Annotated in this window: 17 protein-coding genes; 12 read left to right on the top strand and 5 right to left on the bottom strand. The window is 61.9% G+C overall.

Features of this window, described 5'->3' with window-relative positions; translation table 11 throughout:
- Positions 1-103 precede the first annotated feature (103 nt).
- From VJ673_RS18220 to purF, 11 genes are all read left to right on the top strand, one after another.
- Positions 104-2,932, top strand: coding sequence for a motility hub landmark protein FimV (locus VJ673_RS18220; RefSeq protein WP_324127586.1), 2,829 nt, complete (start codon positions 104-106; stop codon positions 2,930-2,932).
- Positions 2,933-3,001: 69 nt separating this feature from the next.
- Positions 3,002-3,613, top strand: coding sequence for a CbiQ family ECF transporter T component (locus VJ673_RS18215; RefSeq protein WP_324127585.1), 612 nt, complete (start codon positions 3,002-3,004; stop codon positions 3,611-3,613).
- A complete protein-coding gene (gene truA / locus VJ673_RS18210; RefSeq protein WP_324127584.1) occupies positions 3,610-4,404 on the top strand; it encodes a tRNA pseudouridine(38-40) synthase TruA in 795 nt (264 codons plus the stop codon). The genes VJ673_RS18215 and truA overlap by 4 nt, the downstream gene beginning before the upstream one ends.
- Positions 4,405-5,028, top strand: coding sequence for a phosphoribosylanthranilate isomerase (locus tag VJ673_RS18205; protein ID WP_324127583.1), 624 nt, complete (start codon positions 4,405-4,407; stop codon positions 5,026-5,028). It abuts the gene before it with no gap.
- Entirely contained in the window at positions 5,015-6,226 is a 1,212-nt protein-coding gene (trpB, locus tag VJ673_RS18200) for a tryptophan synthase subunit beta (RefSeq protein ID WP_324127582.1), read from the top strand. Before VJ673_RS18205 ends, trpB begins: the two co-directional genes overlap by 14 nt.
- 41 nt (positions 6,227-6,267) lie before the next feature.
- Positions 6,268-7,083, top strand: coding sequence for a tryptophan synthase subunit alpha (gene trpA / locus VJ673_RS18195; protein ID WP_324127581.1), 816 nt, complete (start codon positions 6,268-6,270; stop codon positions 7,081-7,083).
- The gene (gene accD / locus VJ673_RS18190) at positions 7,080-7,949 is read left to right on the top strand and encodes an acetyl-CoA carboxylase, carboxyltransferase subunit beta (RefSeq protein ID WP_324127579.1); all 870 of its coding nucleotides are present in this window, start codon (positions 7,080-7,082) and stop codon (positions 7,947-7,949) included. The genes trpA and accD overlap by 4 nt, the downstream gene beginning before the upstream one ends.
- A gap of 17 nt (positions 7,950-7,966) precedes the next feature.
- Positions 7,967-9,244: a bifunctional tetrahydrofolate synthase/dihydrofolate synthase gene (gene folC, locus VJ673_RS18185; RefSeq protein ID WP_324127578.1), complete on the top strand. Its 1,278-nt coding sequence runs from the start codon at positions 7,967-7,969 to the stop codon at positions 9,242-9,244.
- An 8-nt stretch (positions 9,245-9,252) separates the two neighbouring features.
- Positions 9,253-10,041 carry an SPOR domain-containing protein gene (locus tag VJ673_RS18180; RefSeq protein WP_324127577.1) on the top strand — a complete coding sequence of 263 codons (789 nt, stop codon included), beginning with the start codon at positions 9,253-9,255 and terminating at the stop codon, positions 10,039-10,041.
- A 19-nt stretch (positions 10,042-10,060) separates the two neighbouring features.
- Entirely contained in the window at positions 10,061-10,552 is a 492-nt protein-coding gene (locus VJ673_RS18175; protein WP_324127576.1) for a CvpA family protein, read from the top strand.
- A gap of 10 nt (positions 10,553-10,562) precedes the next feature.
- Positions 10,563-12,089, top strand: coding sequence for an amidophosphoribosyltransferase (gene purF, locus VJ673_RS18170; protein WP_324127575.1), 1,527 nt, complete (start codon positions 10,563-10,565; stop codon positions 12,087-12,089).
- A gap of 154 nt (positions 12,090-12,243) precedes the next feature.
- On the opposite strand, the gene VJ673_RS18165 is transcribed toward purF, so the two are convergent.
- Genes VJ673_RS18165 through VJ673_RS18145 form a run of 5 tightly spaced genes read right to left on the bottom strand, consistent with a single transcriptional unit; the run spans position 12,244 to position 16,500 of the window.
- Positions 12,244-12,972, bottom strand: a complete 729-nt coding sequence (locus tag VJ673_RS18165) for a UDP-2,3-diacylglucosamine diphosphatase (protein ID WP_324127574.1) — start codon at positions 12,970-12,972, stop codon at positions 12,244-12,246.
- A gap of 38 nt (positions 12,973-13,010) precedes the next feature.
- Positions 13,011-13,505 (bottom strand): peptidylprolyl isomerase, encoded by a 495-nt coding sequence (locus VJ673_RS18160; RefSeq protein WP_324127573.1) that lies wholly within the window; start codon positions 13,503-13,505, stop codon positions 13,011-13,013.
- 16 nt (positions 13,506-13,521) lie between these two features.
- Positions 13,522-14,103: a peptidylprolyl isomerase gene (locus tag VJ673_RS18155; protein ID WP_324127572.1), complete on the bottom strand. Its 582-nt coding sequence runs from the start codon at positions 14,101-14,103 to the stop codon at positions 13,522-13,524.
- A 40-nt stretch (positions 14,104-14,143) separates the two neighbouring features.
- Positions 14,144-15,361 (bottom strand): L,D-transpeptidase family protein, encoded by a 1,218-nt coding sequence (locus VJ673_RS18150; protein ID WP_324127571.1) that lies wholly within the window; start codon positions 15,359-15,361, stop codon positions 14,144-14,146.
- Positions 15,362-15,366: 5 nt separating this feature from the next.
- Positions 15,367-16,500, bottom strand: coding sequence for a nuclear transport factor 2 family protein (locus tag VJ673_RS18145; protein WP_324127570.1), 1,134 nt, complete (start codon positions 16,498-16,500; stop codon positions 15,367-15,369).
- Positions 16,501-16,681: 181 nt separating this feature from the next.
- Between VJ673_RS18145 and cysS the strand changes: the two genes are divergently transcribed.
- Entirely contained in the window at positions 16,682-18,067 is a 1,386-nt protein-coding gene (gene cysS / locus VJ673_RS18140) for a cysteine--tRNA ligase (RefSeq protein WP_324127569.1), read from the top strand.
- The last annotated feature ends 7 nt before the right edge of the window (positions 18,068-18,074 follow it).

Below are 18,074 nucleotides of genomic sequence, written 5' to 3'. Positions count from 1 at the left end.
AATTTAAACAAAATGCTAGATTGCCCGGCATGCCGTTTGCACGGACCGATCCGCCACGTCCAAAATCCACGCAGTTTGCTGCCCATGCTAGGGTGCGGATGATATGACAACCATGAAAACATCGATCAAGGCCTCACTGATCGCGACCGCGATCGCAATGCTCCCCTTTGGCAGTCATGCCGCCGGACTCGGTTCGATCCATGTTTTCAGCGGTATCGGGCAGCCGCTCCGGGCCGAAATCGAGTTGAATGCTACGGCGGAGGAGTTGCAGTCGATGTCGGCGAACGTGGCGCCGGCCGATGCGTTCAAACAGGCGAGTCTGCAGTACTCCCCGGCAATCGCCTCGCTGCGCTTCGCGGTGGAGCGCCGGGGCGCTCGATCGGTTGTCAAGATTTCGAGTGATCGGCCTTTCAGCGAGCCCTTCGTCGAGTTGCTGCTCGAATTGAACTGGTCAGCAGGCCGGATGGTGCGGGAATACACCTTCCTGCTCGATCCGGTGCCGGTTGCCGCGCAGGTGCCGGCTCCAGTTGCTCCCCGTCCGGCAGCCGCGTCCAGTAGCGCGCGCGCAGCGGTGCCCGTGAGCTCGGCCGAAAACCGTGAAACTTCGGGTGCCGATCGCTATCGCGTCCAACGTGGCGACACCCTGCGACGCATCGCGGAATCGAACCGACCATCCGGGACTAGTCTCGAGCAGATGCTGGTAGCGTTATTCCGTGCGAATCCCGACGCGTTCGACGATGGCAACGTCAATCGACTGCGGGCCGGCGCGATTATTAACGTGCCGCCCGAGACAGAAGTTCGGGCCATCGACCCAGTCCAGGCTCGCCGCGAAGTGCTGACGCAATCGGCCGATTTCCAGTCTTATCGTCGTACATTGGCGTCGACGGTCGCGTCGCGGCCGGCCGCCGCGGAACAGGCTCCGTCCCGAGGCGACGCGGGTTCTATCGTCCCCAAGGTGAGTGAGCCGGCACGTTCGACTTCCGGTGACCAGGTCAAAGTGTCGGGCGGGGCCGGATCCTCCGCTCCGTCAAAGGGCAACGTGGAGGATGCGCGCTTGGCGCGCCTTCAGGCGCTTGAAGAAGAGGTGACTGCACGAGGAAAGGCCCTTGACGAGGCGAACAGCCGTCTCGTGGCACTCGAGGACAGCATTCGCAAGATGCAGCAGTTGATCGAACTGCGCAATCAAGGGCTTGCACAGATGCAGCAGGGGGCGGGCGCCGCCACACCGCCCGCAGCGCCGAGTGCGCCTCCGCCTGCGCCTGAAAAGCCTGCGGAAGCGGCTCTGCCTGCTCCCGCCCCCGCGCCGGCAGCGCCTTCCGCAGAGGTAGCGAAGCCCATACCGAAACCCCCGGTTCCTGCAGCGCCTCCTGTAACGACAGAAGAGCCGACTTTCCTACAGAGTTTGCTGGACAACCCGACGATGCTGGCCGGTGGAGGTGGCGTGCTCGCACTGCTCCTCGCGTATGCCGGCCTAAAGGTCCGTCAGCGGCGCCAGCAAAGCGGGGCGGTGTCTCCTGCCGCCGGGGCGACGAGCGAATTCCCGGTCGAAACCAATTCGGTTTTTGGCAAGACGGGGGGGCAGAGCGTCAACACCGGTGAAAGCAGCGTCCTTCACACCGACTTCAGCCAGTCCGGCCTTTCAGCGATCGACACGGACGAAGGTGTCGATCCAGTTGCAGAAGCCGACGTCTATATGGCTTACGGCCGGGATGCGCAGGCAGAAGAGATCTTGCTTGACGCCTTGAAATCCGACGGGGCGCGCCTGGCGATCTACGTGAAACTGCTGGAAATCTATGCCCAACGCAACAATGCCAAGGCATTCGAGACGACAGCGACCGACCTCTATGGTCGTACTGGCGGCGAAGGTCCGGAATGGGGCAAGGCGGCGGAGATGGGGCGCCGAATCGACCCGGACAATCCGCTGTATCGAGGTTCCACTCTGGTAGGTCGGGCCGGCGCCGGCGCGCTGAGCGGTACCGCCGCCGGGGCGCTCGCGGGAGCCGCTTCGGCTGCGGCGGAGACGCCCGCGATGGACTTCGGCGGTCCCTCGTTCGATGCTACGACGCAACGAGCGGACGAGGCGCCCTTCCTGCCGACCACGGAACCTTCCCAGCCAGCTGCCGTGGAGGAGGTGGAACTCGAAGCGCTGCCCGAGATCGACTCCAATGCGCTCGATTTCGATCTGGACGCGGGTTTGGGGTTCGACGCTCAGTCGTCGCCGTCCATAGAAGTGCCGGAGTTGAATGCTGGCGAACTCGAGATCGACTTGGATATTGCGGCAGCGTCCGCCGACACGCCGGTCGACGTGAGGGAGCCGGAACTGGAAGTGGAAAGCGCTCAGCTCAACGAAACGGTAATTGGTGAGGGCATCGAATTTGCCGCGGCCGACCAGGGGCTCGAGTTCGATCTAGGTGTCGAGACGCCGGCAGCCGCGGCCGACAAGGAACAAGCCGCAGAATTCAACCTCGATGCAACCGTCGTCGGCACAGAGGAAGAGCCAACCTCGGCGCCAGAGCCTGTCGATCTCGAAAAGACCACCTTCGACAGCAGCTTGCTGGATTTTGACTTCAATCTCGAAGATGCTGGTGAAGCCGCGCCCGTGAGCGGGGTCGCGGCGAACTCCGGCATCGATCTTTCAAGTATCGATCTTGAGCTTGGAACGCCGACGGAAGCGATTGCGCAGTCGGAGACGATTGCTTCCCCGGAGTTTGAGGAGATTGCGTTGGCCACGGGGGGTGTGGGGCCTTTATCCGGCGACGAAGGGATTCCCGCCGACGTGCTCGAGGAGGTCAATACCAAGCTCGAGTTGGCGCGAGCCTATGAGGAAATGGGTGATAGCGAGGGCGCACGCGAACTGCTCGAAGAAGTCCAGCGCGAAGGATCTGCCGAGCAGCGGCAGGCTGCGGCAGAATTGCTCGGCCGTCTCGGCTGAATCCGTTCCGCGTTCTGCGTAACTAACGAGTTGGAAGGCCGTCCGGGCAGCCGGACGGCCATTGTTTTGATGCATGCAGGTTTACTGATCGCTTTTTGGATGGCAGGCGTTGCGACCCTGCAGTTTGTTCCGCCGACCTGGCTGTTTGTGTCCGTTGTTGTCGGGGTTCTTATCGCGCTACGTTTCGTGAAGGAACGTAGCTTTCGGCTGTTGCGGAGAACCCGCTTCCTGATGCTTGCAGTTGCCATCTTCTTTGCCTGGTTCAGTCCCGGCGAGTCGCTGTGGCCCGCCCTTCCAGGCCTCAGCCCTACCCGCGAAGGGCTTGCCTTGGCGGCTGAGCACCTCGGTCGTCTGGTCGGCGTCGTGTTGTGTGTCGCGGGGCTGCTTGAGCATCTCTCCGTGCCACGGTTGGTCGGAGGTCTGTATGCCCTGTTTCATCCCTTCGAGCGGATCGGTCTTCCGGCCGATCGACTTGCTGTCCGCCTCATGCTGGTGCTGAGCTACGTCGAGGCAACCCCTTCGGGAGGCTGGCGTTCGTGGCTTGAAGATGACATTGTGCCGGTGCATCACAAGGACGCGACTCCGATCTCGATCGTTCGGGAACCGCTCGGCTACGGCCAATTGACGATTGCGGTACTTGTCGGCCTGACCCTCCTTGCCTTGCTGGAGCTCCGGGCATGAGGATCGCGCTGGGAGTCGAGTATGCCGGGGATGCCTTTCGAGGTTGGCAAAGCCAGGCTAACGCGGTGACGGTCCAGGATTACCTGGAAGCGGCTTTGGCCGGCATAGCTGGGTACCCGGTGCGCCTGCACTGCGCCGGACGCACTGATGCGGGCGTTCATGCGACGGCGCAGGTCGCGCATTTCGACGTGTCGGTCGTGCGGCCCCTCGGGGCATGGGTGCGCGGCGTGAACAACAAGCTGCCGCCAAGCGTCGCGGTCCGCTGGGCGGCGGAGGTGAGCGAGACCTTTCATGCGCGTTTCAGTGCTGTGTCCCGCCGCTACCGGTACTTCCTTCACAATGCGCCTGTTAGGCCGGCCATCCTTTCTGGTCGAGTCGGCTGGTTTCATGTACCGCTCGATGAGCATGTAATGAGCGACGCCGCGGCGCGACTAGTAGGCCTGCACGACTTCTCCTCGTTCCGCGCTGCTGGATGCCAGGCCAAATCACCGCTCAAGCTGATGCATGAAGCGCGTGTTCATCGACAGGGCGAATACCTGATTTTCGATTTCTGGGCCAATGCGTTTTTGCATCACATGGTTAGGAACCTTGTCGGTGCCCTCGTCTACATCGGGAAGGGCACTTATCCTCCCGGCTGGATCGAAGAGCTGCTGCATGCGCGGGACCGGAGCCACGCTGCGCCGACCTTTCCGGCAGACGGCTTGTATCTGTGCGGCGTCGAATATTTGCCGCACTGGCCCCTGCCCAATGAAGGGCGTATCATCTCGGTCCCGCGTATCCCACTTTCTTGAGTGACGAGAACCCGAGTAAAGATCTGCGGCCTGACTCGCGTCGACGATGCTGTCGCGGCGGTCGAGGCCGGCGCTGACGCGATCGGGCTGGTGTTCTATCCGCCGAGTCCGCGCTTTGTCTCGTTCGAGCGTGCTGCCGAGCTCGCGGCGGCGATTCCGCCGTTCGTCACGACGGTCGGGCTTTTCGTGAATCCGCGACGCACGTTCGTTGAAGATGCACTCCGGCATGTGCCTCTTCAGTTACTGCAGTTTCACGGGGACGAGGGGGAGGCGGACTGCGCCCGCTATGGCCGACCGTGGATCAAGGCGGCGCGCGTACGTCCGGGGGTCGATCTGGTAGAATTCTCGGCTTGCTACCCATCGGCGGCTGGTCTTATTCTCGACGCGTTCGTCGAGGGCTACGGCGGCGGGGGCAAGGTATTCGATTGGTCCCTGATTCCCGCTGATTTCGGTAAGCGTCTAATCCTGTCCGGCGGTCTCGATCCCGACAACGTCGGCGAGGCAGTGCGCCGTGTCAGGCCTTGGGCGGTCGACGTATCCAGCGGTGTGGAATCGGGCAAGGGCATCAAGGATGCGGCGCTGATCGCCGCATTCATCGCTGGAGTTCGACATGCAGATGGCTGACAAGCCTTACCAGTTTCCCGACTCGAGCGGTCATTTCGGTCCTTATGGCGGGGTGTTTGTCGCAGAAACGCTGATCCCCGCGCTTGAGGAACTCAAGGCTGCGTACGACACGTGCCGGCAGAATCCGGCATTCATGGCGGAGTTCGAATACGAGCTCAAACACTATGTCGGTCGTCCGAGCCCCATCTATCACGCACGCCGTTGGTCTGAACTGCTGGGCGGCGCGCAGATCTACTTGAAGCGCGAGGATCTGAACCATACCGGCGCGCACAAGGTAAACAACTGCATCGGCCAGGCGCTGGTTGCTCGCTATATGGGCAAGCCGCGCGTGATTGCCGAGACCGGAGCCGGGCAGCATGGGGTCGCGACCGCGACCGTGGCCGCCCGCTACGGCATGGAATGCGTCGTCTACATGGGCGCCGAGGACATCAAGCGTCAAGCCGCCAACGTCTATCGGATGAAGCTGCTCGGCGCACGTGTGGTTCCGGTCGAGTCGGGCTCCAAGACGCTGAAGGACGCGCTCAATGAAGCGATGCGCGATTGGGTGACGAACATCCACGACACCTTCTACATCATCGGAACTGTTGCCGGCCCCCACCCGTACCCGATGATGGTGCGTGATTTTCAGGCCGTGATCGGGACCGAGTGCCTCACGCAAATGCCTGAGATGGTCGGGCGCCAACCGGATTATGTGATTGCGTGCGTCGGTGGCGGTTCGAACGCCATGGGGATCTTCTATCCCTATATCGACATTTCCGGCGTGCGTCTTGTTGGCGTGGAGGCGGCCGGCGAAGGCGTCGAAACCGGTCATCATGCGGCCAGTCTGACTGCTGGTCGGCCGGGCGTGCTTCACGGCAACCGCACCTATCTACTGCAGGACAGCGACGGCCAGATCATCGAGACACATTCGATTTCCGCCGGGCTCGACTATCCGGGCGTGGGCCCCGAGCACGCGTGGCTGAAGGACAGCGAGCGTGCCGAATACGTTGGGGTGACCGACGCCGAAGCACTCAAGGCATTCCACGATCTCTGCCGCCTGGAAGGCATCATCCCGGCCCTGGAGTCGTCCCATGCGTTGGCTTATGCGGCAAAGCTTGCGCCGACCTTGCCGCGCGACAAGGTTCTGCTGGTCAATCTGTCCGGTCGCGGCGACAAGGACATGCATACGGTCGCCGAGCGTTCCGGCATCCAGTTCTGACTTCCGCGGGCCGCTGAGGCCCGCGTCTGTGCGAAATCCCTATGTCAAGAATCCAGTCAGTATTTCAGCGTCTGCAGGCCAACGGGCGGCGGGCGCTGATTCCGTTCATCACCGCCGGAGATCCGGCTCCCGATTTGACCCTGCCTCTGATGCAGGCACTCGTCGAAGGGGGCGCGGACATCATCGAGCTTGGGGTGCCGTTTTCGGATCCTATGGCCGATGGCCCAACCATCCAGCGCGCTTCCGAGCGTGCCTTGGCGAACGGGATGACCCTGCGCAAGGTGCTCGAGATCGTCCAGGCTTTCAGGGGGGGCGACCAGGAAACTCCGGTCGTCTTGATGGGTTACGCCAATCCGATCGAGGCGATGGGCGTCGAACGTTTCGTCCAGGCGGCCAGTGACGCCGGAGTCGATGGGGTTCTCGTCGTCGACTATCCGCCGCAAGAGTGTGAAGCGTTCTCCGCCGCTGCTCGCAAGGTGGGACTCGATCCGATCTTCCTGTTGGCGCCGACCTCGACCGAGCAGCGTTTCGACGATGTTGCTCGCGCCGGCAGCGGGTACATCTACTACGTCTCGCTGAAGGGAGTTACGGGCTCGGCGGCGCTCGACTTTGACGAGGTCGCGGCGCGCCTGCCGCACATTCGCGCCCGGGTAGGGATGCCGGTGGGCGTCGGGTTCGGGATTCGTGATGCCGAATCGGCTCGCCGCATCGGTGAGGTGGCGGATGCCGTTGTCATCGGCAGTCGCATTATCGAAGAAATCGAAAAGAGTCCTCGTGACCAGGCCGTCGCAAACGTACGCTCTTTTGTGAGCGGTATCCGTTCTGCACTCGATCAGATTCAGGGAGCGCCGCGATGAGCTGGCTTCAAAAACTTCTGCCGCCCAAGATCAAGCGGGCTGAGTCGGCGGTACGGAAGTCAATTCCGGAGGGACTTTGGAGCAAATGTCCCGCGTGTGAGGCGGTCCTGTATCGTTCGGATCTCGAAAGCAACCAGAGCGTTTGTCCCAAGTGCGGCCACCACCAACGCCTGCGTGCGCGTGCGCGCCTCGACCTGCTGCTTGATGCCGAGGGGCGTTTCGAAATCGGGAACGAGGTGCTTCCGGTCGATCCGCTCAAGTTCAAGGATTCGCGCCGCTACACGGAACGTCTCTCCACTGCGGTCGACGACACGGGTGAAGGCGACGCGATGGTCGTCATGCAGGGGTCGATCCTCACCGTGCCGGTGGTGGTCGCGTGTTTCGAGTTCGAGTTTCTCGGCGGCTCGATGGGCTCTGTCGTCGGCGAACGCTTCGTGCGCGGGGCGAAAGCCGCATTGGAGCAGCGCCTGCCTTTCATCTGCGTGACGGCGACCGGTGGCGCACGGATGCAGGAAGGCTTGTTCTCGCTGATGCAGATGGCGAAGACGACCGCGGTCCTGACGCAACTGACGCAGCGCAAGCTGCCGTTCCTGACGGTTCTCACCGATCCGACGATGGGCGGTGTGTCCGCGAGTTTCGCATTCATGGGCGACGTAGTGATCGCCGAGCCGGGCGCGCTTATTGGCTTCGCCGGGCCGCGCGTGATCGAACAGACCGTGCGCGAAACGCTGCCTGAGGGCTTCCAGCGATCGGAGTTTTTGCTGGAGAAGGGGGCGATCGACATGATCGTCGATCGGCGCGAAATGCGCGCAAAGCTGGCTCAGGTTCTCACGCTGTTGACGCGGCAGCCTGCTATCGGCGTTTGACCGTTTCATCACGCCACATGGAATTTCCGGATTCATTGGGCGGTTGGCTTGAACTGCTCGAAAGCAGGCATACGCAAGCCATCCAGCTCGGTTTGGAGCGCGTCTCGCAAGTGCGGGATGCCCTCAAGGCAAGCAGCGATGTCGTGGTGATCACCGTCGGCGGCACCAACGGCAAGGGGTCGACCTGCGCGATGCTCGAGGCGATCCTGCTCGCCGCGGGTTATCGCGTCGGCTGCTATACATCTCCGCATCTGGTGCGCTACAACGAACGTGTCCGCATCAACGGCGTAGAGGTGAGCGACGAGCGACTCGTCGACGGTTTCACCGCGGTCGAGGCGGCGCGTGGTGCGGTGCCACTGACTTACTTCGAACACGGTACTCTTGCCGCATGGCATTGCTTCTGCCGGGAACCGCTTGACGTCGTGATTCTGGAAGTCGGACTTGGCGGACGGCTCGATGCCGTCAATGCGATCGATCCCGACTGCGCAATTGTCACCGGCGTGGCCATGGATCACATGGACTACCTTGGGGATACGCGCGAGAAGATCGGTTTCGAGAAGGCGGGGATCTTTCGAGCCGAGCGTCCCGCGATCTGTGCCGACCCGCTGCCGCCTGCGTCGCTGGTTGCATACGCGCGGGAGATCCGCGCCGACTTGCGTCTTGTCACCGAGGATTTCGGGTTCTCGGGTGATCGGACGCAGTGGGTCTGGTGGAGCCGAAGCGGGACGCGTCGGGGCGGGCTTGCGTATCCGGCTTTGCGCGGCGCCAACCAACTGCTGAATGCGTCGGCCGTGATGATGGCCCTGGAAACCCTGCGCAACCGGATTCCGGTGTCGATGCAGGCGGTGCGTCAAGGGTTGATGCTCGTCGAACTCCCCGGACGGTTCCAGGTTCTCCCCGGAAAGCCGTCGGTCGTTCTCGATGTCGCCCACAACCCTCAGGCTGCGGGCGTGCTGTCCGAAAACCTGTCGAACATGGGATTCTTCCCGGAAACCTGGGCGGTGGTCGGCATGCTCGCAGATAAGGATGTCGAAGGCGTCATGCGTTTGATCCAGGATCGTGTCGACCACTGGCTCGTCACGTCCTTGCCCGGATCGCGCGGCCTTGCTGCCGATGCGCTCGCGGAGCGGATGCGGGTCGCGGGTGTGAAGGGCGATATCGGGTGCTTCGATCGACCTGCCGAGGCGTTCTCCGAAGCGGAACAACGTGCCCAGGAGGGTGATAGAATCGTTGTTTTTGGATCATTCCTGACGGTCGCGGACGTTCTCGATGCCATTCGCGCTTCCCGTCACTGAGGTTTCGCGTGGCCGAAATCGATAACGTCGAACTCAAGAAGCGATCGCGGCGAAGATTGGTCGGCGCGGCTGCGCTGGCGCTGCTGGCCGCGATCGTGCTGCCGATGGTGATGGATCAGGAACCGATCATTCCGGTGCAGGATATCCAGGTGTCGATTCCCGAGCGTGATTCCGACAGTGGAGTAGTACGCCCGAGCGCAAATCGTCAGACTCCCGCTGCCGAGCCCCAAATCGCCCCGGCGCCCGAAGAGCAACCGCCCGGCCCGCTTCCTTCGGACGCCCCGCGTGCTGCTGTCGAAGCAGCGCCTGTACGTTCGGCCCCTGCGGTGACTCCCCCCGCGAAGGTGATCGAGCCTTCACCGTCCAAACCTGCGGTAGTGAAACCGGAGTCGGCAGCGAAGCCGGAATTGCACAAACCGGAACCTTCCAAGACCGAAGCGGCCAAACTCGAGCTGCCGAAACCGGAGGCCCCGAAACTTGCCACTCAGGCTCGTTCCCCGGCGCATGAAGAGGCAGCGCGAGCCAAGGATATCTTGGAGGGCAAGGCGCCGGCAGCGGCTGTTCCAGCCGTCGCGACGGGTGATGCGTTCGTCGTCCAAATTGGCGCGTTTTCCGATGCTGCAAAGGCGGCATCGATTGCCTCGGATCTGAAGAAGCATGGCTTTGCGGCCTACACTGAAAAGGTTGGTGCGGTGACTCGTGTGCGTCTGGGCCCCTTCAGGGGGCGCGACGAAGCCGACAAGGCGGCGCAACGCGCGAAGGCGAGCGGGATGGGCGGCACGGTGATGCCGCGCTGATGCCCGAGCGGATGCGTCGATGACAGTATTCGACTACGTGTTCCTGGCCATCCTCGCGTTGTCAGCGGCCGTAGGCATGTGGCGCGGGCTGGTCAGCGAGGTCATTTCGATGCTGGCATGGGTGGTCGCGGCACTGGCGGCGTGGCGTTTTTCTGCGCAGGCCGCGGGACTGCTGACGGGGTTCATCGCGGAGCCTGCCTGGCGGCAGATCGCGGCGTTTGCGCTGATATTCGTGACGGTTCTTCTGTTCGCCGCGTTCGTGCGTTTTCTGCTGCGTGAATTGCTCAAGGCGGTCGGCTTGGGCGCGGCCGATCGGTTGTTCGGCGCCCTGTTCGGTGTGGCGCGCGGTATAGCGGTTGCTTGCGCGGTTGTATTGCTTGGAGGACTGGTCGGGATCGCACGAGAGCCTTGGTGGGCTAATGCGATGTTCGCGCCTCCGTTGGAGACGGCGGTTGTGGCCGCCAAACCGTGGTTGCCGGAAGCGGTAGTCACTCGGATTCGTTTCAGATAGGTGTCCTTCCATGTGCGGAATCATTGGGGTTGTTGCGACCTCCCCGGTCAATCAGTTGCTCTACGACGGTCTTCTGGTCCTCCAGCATCGGGGCCAGGACGCAGCGGGTATCGCTACGTCCGACGATGGGCGCTTCTACATGCACAAGGGCTCCGGTCTGGTGCGGGATGCGTTCAGGACCCGCAACATGCGCAATCTTGTGGGTAACTGGGGCATCGGGCACGTTCGCTATCCGACGGCCGGTTCGGCCTGCAACCCGGCGGAGGCTCAGCCCTTCTACGTCAATTCGCCGTTCGGGCTGCTGCTCGCGCACAACGGCAACCTGACGAATTCGGACGAACTCAAGCGCGAGATGTTCCTTTCGGACCTGAGGCACATCAACACGAACTCCGACTCCGAAGTGCTGCTCAACGTGTTGGCCCATGAGCTGCAGGCGGCGGCCAAGGGTTTCAAGCTCGACGACGACGCCGTGTTCCGCGCCGTCTCGGGCGTACATCGCCGCTGTCGCGGCGCCTATGCTGCAGTCGTGATGATCGCGGGCTACGGCCTGCTGGCCTTCCGTGATCCCTATGGCATTCGACCCCTGGCGATCGGTCGCAACGACGTCGGTGGCAAGCATGAATGGTTGGTGGCGTCCGAGTCGGTGTCGATGGACGTGCTTGGCTTTCGCATGCTCCGGGATGTCGCTCCGGGTGAGGCAGTCCTGATCGACACGGACGGCAATTTCCGCAGTCGCCAGTGCGCCGACCGCACCGTGGAAGCCCCATGCATGTTCGAGTTCGTCTATCTGGCTCGGCCGGATTCCGTGATCGACGGCGTCTCAGTCTACGAATCGCGGGTCAAGATGGGCGAATTCCTCGCCGACAAACTGAAGCGAGTGCTACCCCATGCCGGGATCGACGTGGTCATCCCTATCCCCGATTCAAGCCGTCCTTCAGCGATGGAGATGGCGCACAAGCTCAATCTGCCGTACCGCGAAGGTTTCGTGAAGAACCGCTACATCGGCCGGACCTTCATCATGCCCGGACAGGCTGTTCGTCGGAAATCGGTGCGCCAGAAGCTCAATACCATCTCGCAGGAGTTCAAGGGGAAGCGGGTTCTGCTTGTCGACGATTCGATCGTCCGCGGCACAACCAGTCGCGAGATCGTGTTGATGGCGCGGGAAGCGGGGGCCGAAAAGGTTTATTTGGCGTCTGCGGCTCCTCCGGTTCGCTACGCGAACGTCTACGGCATCGACATGCCGACCCGTTCCGAGTTGATTGCAGCGGGGCGTGACGAGGACGAAATTTGCCGCGAAATTGGCGCGGATGGACTGATTTACCAGGATCTGGACGATCTTAAGGCCGCCGTACGGGCGGTGAATCCATCGATCAACTTCTTCGAGACCTCCTGTTTTGACGGTTGCTATGTGACCGGCGACATTACTCCCGAGTACCTCCATGGGGTCGAGAACCAGCGCGGTCAAAGCAAGGCCAGCCTGGACGACGGCGACGGCGGGCAACTCGACCTTAACCTTCTGGCGAATCACGACAACTGATCGACACAAGGACGGATTAGCATGCGCGGCACGGGTCTTGGCCCGAGGCCCGCGCCGCGGTCCGGATCACCGAAGGCTTGCTACTGTTGCTCGCGATTTGAACGGCTAAGAGGCTGATACAGAGGCGACGCTGAGAGACGGCGCCGACCGTCGTTCAGGTCGTCTTGGTCGGGACGTGGGGGTGGAACGCCTCCCCCGACCACTCGAGGTACGTCGCTTCCGAATGCCAGTCCGAGAGAACCCATCGCTCACATCGGCGTCCATCCACGTCGTGGATATGGACCGCAGGACGGTGCGTGTGGCCGTGAATCAGGGCTGGGTAGCTTTCTGAGCGTAACAGACTTTCAACTGCCTTCGAATTCACGTCCATGATTTCCATGGACTTTTCCTGCTTCGCCTGCTCACTGCGTTGTCGCAACTGTTCGATGAGCTGGCGCCTTTCGGCGAGCGGGCGCTGCAGGAAGGACATTTGCCAGTCGGGGGCGCGCACCATCTGGCGATAATTCTGGTAAGCAGCGTCGTCGGTGCAAAGCGCATCACCGTGGCTGAGGAGTACATCCCGATCGCCCAGTCGGATCTTCGTCGGATCGGGCAGGATTTCCATTCCCGCCGACGCAGCGAAGGTCGGCCCAAGCAGGAAATCGCGGTTGCCGGGGATGAAGCCGATGCGAATCCCCTGCGCACTGAGCGTTGCCAGCGCCGTTCCGACGGTGCGGCTGAGGGCCGTTTCGTCGTCGTCGCCCGCCCAGTACTCGAAGAGATCGCCCAAGATATAGAGCGCTTCTGCGTGTGGGCCCGTGGAGCCGAGGAAGGATAGAAAAGCCCGGACGTTGCCGGGCTCTTGCTCCGATAGATGAAGGTCGGAGATGAACAGGACCGTCATGAGATAGGCGGAGTATGGCGGCCCATTGAGAATATCGCTTAGACGACTTCGGCGCGCTGGATCACCACGTCCTCGACGGGGACGTCCTGATGAAAGCCGCTCGAGCCGGTGCGCACTGCCCGGATCGCGTCCACCACATCCATGCCATCGGTGACGTGCCCGAACACGCAATAACCCCAACCCTGGATATCCGGCGACCGGAAGTCGAGGAAATCGTTGTCAGCGACGTTGATGAAGAACTGGGCGGTCGCCGAGTGAGGGGCCTGAGTCCGGGCCATCGCGACCGTACCCTTCTTGTTCTTCAGGCCATTATCGGCCTCGTTCTTGATCTGTTCGCCCGTCGGCTTCTGCTTCATGCCAGGCTCGAAGCCGCCGCCCTGGATCATGAATCCGTTGATGACGCGGTGAAACACCGTGTTGTCGTAATGACCGGCCTTGACGTAATCGAGAAAATTTTGGACCGTCACCGGCGCCTTTTCGGCATCGAGTTCGAGAGTGATGATTCCGAAGTTGGTGTGGAGCTTCACTGCCATAACTGTCTCCTGGGGCTTACTGTTTGGTGTTGGCGGCTTTATCGCCTTGAATGACACGAACCGATTCAATCGTGACCGGTTGTTGCGGAACGTCCTGGAAGCCCTTGAAGTTACCAGTCGGGACCTTTCCGATCTTCTGCACGACTTCCAGCCCCTTGGTCACCTTACCGAAGACGGCATAGCCCCAGCCGTCACGCGAAGGGTAGTCAAGGAACTGATTGTCCGCGAGGTTGATGAAGAATTGCGCGGTTGCTGAGTGCGGGTTGGCGGTACGCGCCATTGCCAGCGTGCCGACCTGGTTGCGCAGTCCGTTGCGAGCCTCGTTTTCGATCGGGCCACGAGTCGACTTTTCCCGCATGTCCGCGTCGAATCCGCCGCCCTGAATCATGAAGCCATCGATAACGCGGTGGAAGATCGTGCCGTTGTATTGGCCGCTCTGCACGTACTCCAGAAAGTTTGCGACGGACTTGGGGGCCTTGTCAGCGAACAGCTCAATCGTGATTGAGCCCTGGTTGGTCCGCATCTCGACCACCGGATTGGCGCCGAAAGCGGTGGCGAGCCATGCCATGAGAAAAAACGAAAGGAGGAAGCGTTTCATTGTTCTGACCATTGCGAGGGAGAGAAAGGGAGAGGGCAGTTCAGGCCTTGCCTTCGTAGACGATCTTCCAGCGGCCGCCTTCCTTCAGCCAGTACTGGCGTTTGCGAATGCGATCGGAGATGCCGTCGCTTCGATAGTCTTGTTCAAAGGTGACCACGACCATGTCTTCGCGTCCGGGGTTGCGGAACATGCTGAGCTTGTCCAGATTGACCTTGATCCACTTGCGGCTCAGGGCCACGTTCCGCTTTTGCGCGGCCCAAGCCGCGAGATCCTGCTGGTCGCTGCGGAAGTCCTTGGAATAATGCGACAGATACCGGTCCACATCGACGCTTTCCCAATCGCGACGCCAGTGCTCGATGGTTTCTTGCAGGTTCTTGCGTTCCGATTGCCAGTCGTCGAGCGAAAGCCATTCGATTTCGTTGCTGATGATGACCGGAGTCAGGCCCACCTGCACGAAATTGGAGATCTTCAGGAAATCCTGGTTCGACATCGTCACGCAGCCTTCCGAGGCCAGCGGCGCCCGCGAATAGGTGTCGCTCTGAGTGCCGTGGAGCCAGATGCCGTGCCCGGTCCGACCCTGGCGACGATCCCACTCGTTCGGATAGTTGATGGGGAAGGCGCCGCTGCCATACAGGTCGGGGAGCTTTGCTTGCTCGATGAAGGAGGTGACCTGATAGACCCCGAGCGGGGTCTTGTTGTCGCCTTCGTTTCGCTTGTCGACGCCGCCTTTGCCGTGGCTCACGTAGTAATCCGCGACGAAGCGAGGCTTCCCTGCTTCGTTGGCATACACGTAGAGCCGCGCCCGCTTGCTGTCCACGACGATCGCGTAGCGCTGGTCCGGGCTCATCTGAAGGAGGTAGCGCGGAATGTATTTGGACGTTGTGGGGCGTTCCCGGTACGCCTGCAAACGTGCGATGGCTTCCTCGCGAAGATCGCGGACGCGCTCGGCCGGCGCTGGAGCGTTACCGAAGGTGGTAAGCGGCTTCGCGCGGGCGAGCAGCAAGTCGCCCTTGATCAGATGGGCGAGACGGAAGTTTGGATAGGCACGAATGAGTGCTTCGGTTCGCTCAAGCGCCGAGTCGAGGCGGTTGGCCTCGATCTCCGTGAACACGTACTCAAGCGAGGCATCCGGACCGGAGTCGGAAATGCCTCGCTGCACTGCGACCGGGGGCTGGGCGATCGGTGGCCGGGCAAATGCGGGAGCAGTCGCCAGTACCGCGAACAAAAGGCGGACGAGAAATTTTCGTCCGGCAACCATGCACTTCATCCTCCGACGCGCTCCTCGCGAATCCGCCAGGAGCCGTTACGTTTGACGAGTTCGAGCGTCTTGTTCGAGCTGGCATTGAAGCCGACAGAGTCGTAGTTCTGGCGGAAGCGCACGACCGCGACGTCACCATCGACAGTCGCCTTGGGCTTCTCGACCTCCACGGCAATTTTGCCGGGTTTCGCGACGCGCTGTTCTCGCTCGTTTTCCCATGCCTTGCGTGACTGACCACCGGGGGGACGGAAGTCCTTGTCGTAGAAGCCCAGATACGCTTTCACATCCTTCCGTGACCATGCCTTCGCCCATGCTTCGACTGCCTGGATCGCGTCGTGTTCGGCGGCTGATGTCGCGCTCGCAATGTGCGCGGCCGGTGCCGGCGAGGTGGGGTGATTGTTGGGTGACGCGGCCGCCGGGTTGGCGTTTGACGCAGCGGATGCGATGACCGGAGCGGCTGGTGCTGGGGCGGGGGGCGCGGCGACCGGAGCGGAGGCGGGTTGGGAGGCCGGGGCGGAAGGCGATGCGGAGGGTGCTGCTGCGGCTGGACGTGATGCGGTAGCTGTCGTGGCGGGCGTGCGCGGAGCGCTCTGGCCCTTGCCTGAGGTGATCTCGCGAATAAGGGCGAGCTTCGACTGGGCGCCCGCGTTTGCCGAATCCAGTTGCAGGGCCTTGTCGTAGGCTTGGCTAGCGAGGCGGGCATACACGTCGCCCAGGTTCTCGTGCGCGGTCGCGTAGCTCGGATGAGTGCGAATCGCCATCTCGAGCGCTGCACGAGCCTTGTCGTATTGCCGCTGCTGCGCGTACAGCACGGCAAGGTTGTTATAGGGTTCTGGGAGCTCCGGGAAGTCTTCGGTGAGCTTCTGGAAGACGCTGATCGCTTCGTCCGGCCGATTCAACTCGGTCAGCGCGATGCCCTTCAGGAAGCGCGTCTGGGGGTCCTTGGCGTTGGCGGCAAGGAGACGGTCCGCCATTGCGAGTGCTTGAGAATGTTGCCCCTGGTTCACGAGCGATTGAACTTGGGAAAGGGTATCGGCGGCATGAGCCGAAGGGTTCGAGCCGAGGGCTAGGACCAGAGCCGTAAGGGCGAGTGCGGAATTTGGACGCATCTTCATTGTGTTAGAATCGCTCGGTTTCACCTTAATCCACGCGGATTAACGCGATATTCTAGCAAATAACCAGGCCTGCATCACATTCGGGTGCCCCGTGATGCGGCTTCCGCAGACGCGTCGTTGACGCTACCTCGCCTTCCTCTTGGCCGGTGGAGACGGTGGCCGATCCTCTGATGGCAAGTCGCTCTGCAATTCCGCCGGAAACGCCATGCTCCATATTCACAACACGCTGACACGAAAGAAAGAAATCTTTAGCCCGATCGACGGGGGCAAGGTCCGAATGTATGTATGCGGCATGACCGTCTATGACTATTGCCATCTCGGTCATGCGAGGGTCATGGTGGTCTTTGACATGGTTGCGCGTTGGTTGCGCGCCAGCGGATATGACCTGACGTATGTTCGTAACATCACTGATATCGATGACAAAATCATCCGCAGGGCGCAGGAGAACGGGGAGTCGATCCGGGCTTTGACCGATCGCTTTATCGCGGCGATGCACGAGGATGCTGACGCGCTTGGGGTGCAACGTCCGGATCACGAGCCGCGGGCGACGGAATTCGTGCCGCAAATGCAGTCGCTCATCGAACGCTTGTACGACAGGGGCTTGGCTTACGTCGCAGAAAACCGGGACGTTTGTTATGCCGTGAGGAAGTTCGAGGGCTACGGAAAACTATCCGGCAAGTCTCTCGACGAACTGCGAGCGGGTGAGCGAGTGGGGATCGTCGGCGAGAAGCGCGATCCGCTCGATTTCGTGTTGTGGAAGCACGCACGTGTCGAGGAGCCGGCGGAAGTGAAGTGGAACTCGCCGTGGGGCGACGGCAGGCCGGGCTGGCACATCGAGTGCTCGGCAATGAGCTCGCAACTCCTCGGCGAGCACTTCGATATCCATGGCGGCGGTCAGGATCTGCAGTTTCCGCACCACGAGAACGAGGTCGCGCAGTCGGAGGGGGCTCACGGACATGCGTTCGTTAACTATTGGATGCATAACGGCTTCGTTCGTGTCGACAACGAGAAGATGTCGAAGTCGCTCGGCAACTTCTTCACAATCCGCGACGTGCTCAAGCAGTACGACCCCGAGGTCGTGCGCTTCTTCATTCTGCGTGCGCACTACCGCAGTCCGCTGAATTATTCGGATGCACACCTGGACGACGCCCGGCAGTCGCTGATGCGACTTTATACCGCGCTACGCAACGTCAAGACTGCGGATGTGGTCGTTGACTGGACCGAAAGCCATGCGCAGCGCTTCCGTGCTGCGATGGATGACGACTTCAACACGGCAGAGGCGGTGGCGGTACTGTTTGACCTCGCCAACGAGGTCAATCGCACCGGGTCGGAAGCAACCGCCGCCCAGTTGAAGGGCTTGGCGGGCGTGCTGGGGCTCCTGGAGCGGGAGCCGCAGGTCTTCCTGCAGGGCGGCGTTGGCGCACAAGGCGGGGACGCGGAGACGGCCGCGATCGAAGCTCAGATTGCGCAGCGGGCCGAGGCCAAAAAGGCCAAGAACTTTGCGGAAGCCGACCGCATTCGCGCCGAGTTGCTCGCGCAGGGCGTGGTGCTCGAGGATTCGGCGCAGGGGACGATCTGGCGCCGCGCCTGAGATGATG

Origin of the sequence: Aromatoleum sp., assembly GCF_035254505.1 — a bacterium.
In the GTDB taxonomy this organism is placed as follows: Bacteria; Pseudomonadota; Gammaproteobacteria; order Burkholderiales; family Rhodocyclaceae; genus Aromatoleum.
The sequence above is the reverse complement of the archived record's forward strand: the minus strand, read 5'-3'. Positions and strand labels throughout refer to the sequence as shown.

What these genes read in the sequence shown, in the direction of transcription:
- VJ673_RS18220 (WP_324127586.1), top strand. Translation starts at nt 104, where the DNA reads ATGACAACCATGAAAACATCGATCAAGGCCTCACTGATCGCGACCGCG.
- VJ673_RS18215 (WP_324127585.1), top strand. Translation starts at nt 3,002, where the DNA reads ATGCATGCAGGTTTACTGATCGCTTTTTGGATGGCAGGCGTTGCGACC.
- truA (WP_324127584.1), top strand. Translation starts at nt 3,610, where the DNA reads ATGAGGATCGCGCTGGGAGTCGAGTATGCCGGGGATGCCTTTCGAGGT.
- trpB (WP_324127582.1), top strand. Translation starts at nt 5,015, where the DNA reads ATGCAGATGGCTGACAAGCCTTACCAGTTTCCCGACTCGAGCGGTCAT.
- trpA (WP_324127581.1), top strand. Translation starts at nt 6,268, where the DNA reads ATGTCAAGAATCCAGTCAGTATTTCAGCGTCTGCAGGCCAACGGGCGG.
- accD (WP_324127579.1), top strand. Translation starts at nt 7,080, where the DNA reads ATGAGCTGGCTTCAAAAACTTCTGCCGCCCAAGATCAAGCGGGCTGAG.
- folC (WP_324127578.1), top strand. Translation starts at nt 7,967, where the DNA reads ATGGAATTTCCGGATTCATTGGGCGGTTGGCTTGAACTGCTCGAAAGC.
- VJ673_RS18175 (WP_324127576.1), top strand. Translation starts at nt 10,061, where the DNA reads ATGACAGTATTCGACTACGTGTTCCTGGCCATCCTCGCGTTGTCAGCG.
- purF (WP_324127575.1), top strand. Translation starts at nt 10,563, where the DNA reads ATGTGCGGAATCATTGGGGTTGTTGCGACCTCCCCGGTCAATCAGTTG.
- VJ673_RS18165 (WP_324127574.1), bottom strand. Translation starts at nt 12,972, where the DNA reads ATGACGGTCCTGTTCATCTCCGACCTTCATCTATCGGAGCAAGAGCCC.
- VJ673_RS18160 (WP_324127573.1), bottom strand. Translation starts at nt 13,505, where the DNA reads ATGGCAGTGAAGCTCCACACCAACTTCGGAATCATCACTCTCGAACTC.
- VJ673_RS18155 (WP_324127572.1), bottom strand. Translation starts at nt 14,103, where the DNA reads ATGAAACGCTTCCTCCTTTCGTTTTTTCTCATGGCATGGCTCGCCACC.
- VJ673_RS18150 (WP_324127571.1), bottom strand. Translation starts at nt 15,361, where the DNA reads ATGGTTGCCGGACGAAAATTTCTCGTCCGCCTTTTGTTCGCGGTACTG.
- cysS (WP_324127569.1), top strand. Translation starts at nt 16,682, where the DNA reads ATGCTCCATATTCACAACACGCTGACACGAAAGAAAGAAATCTTTAGC.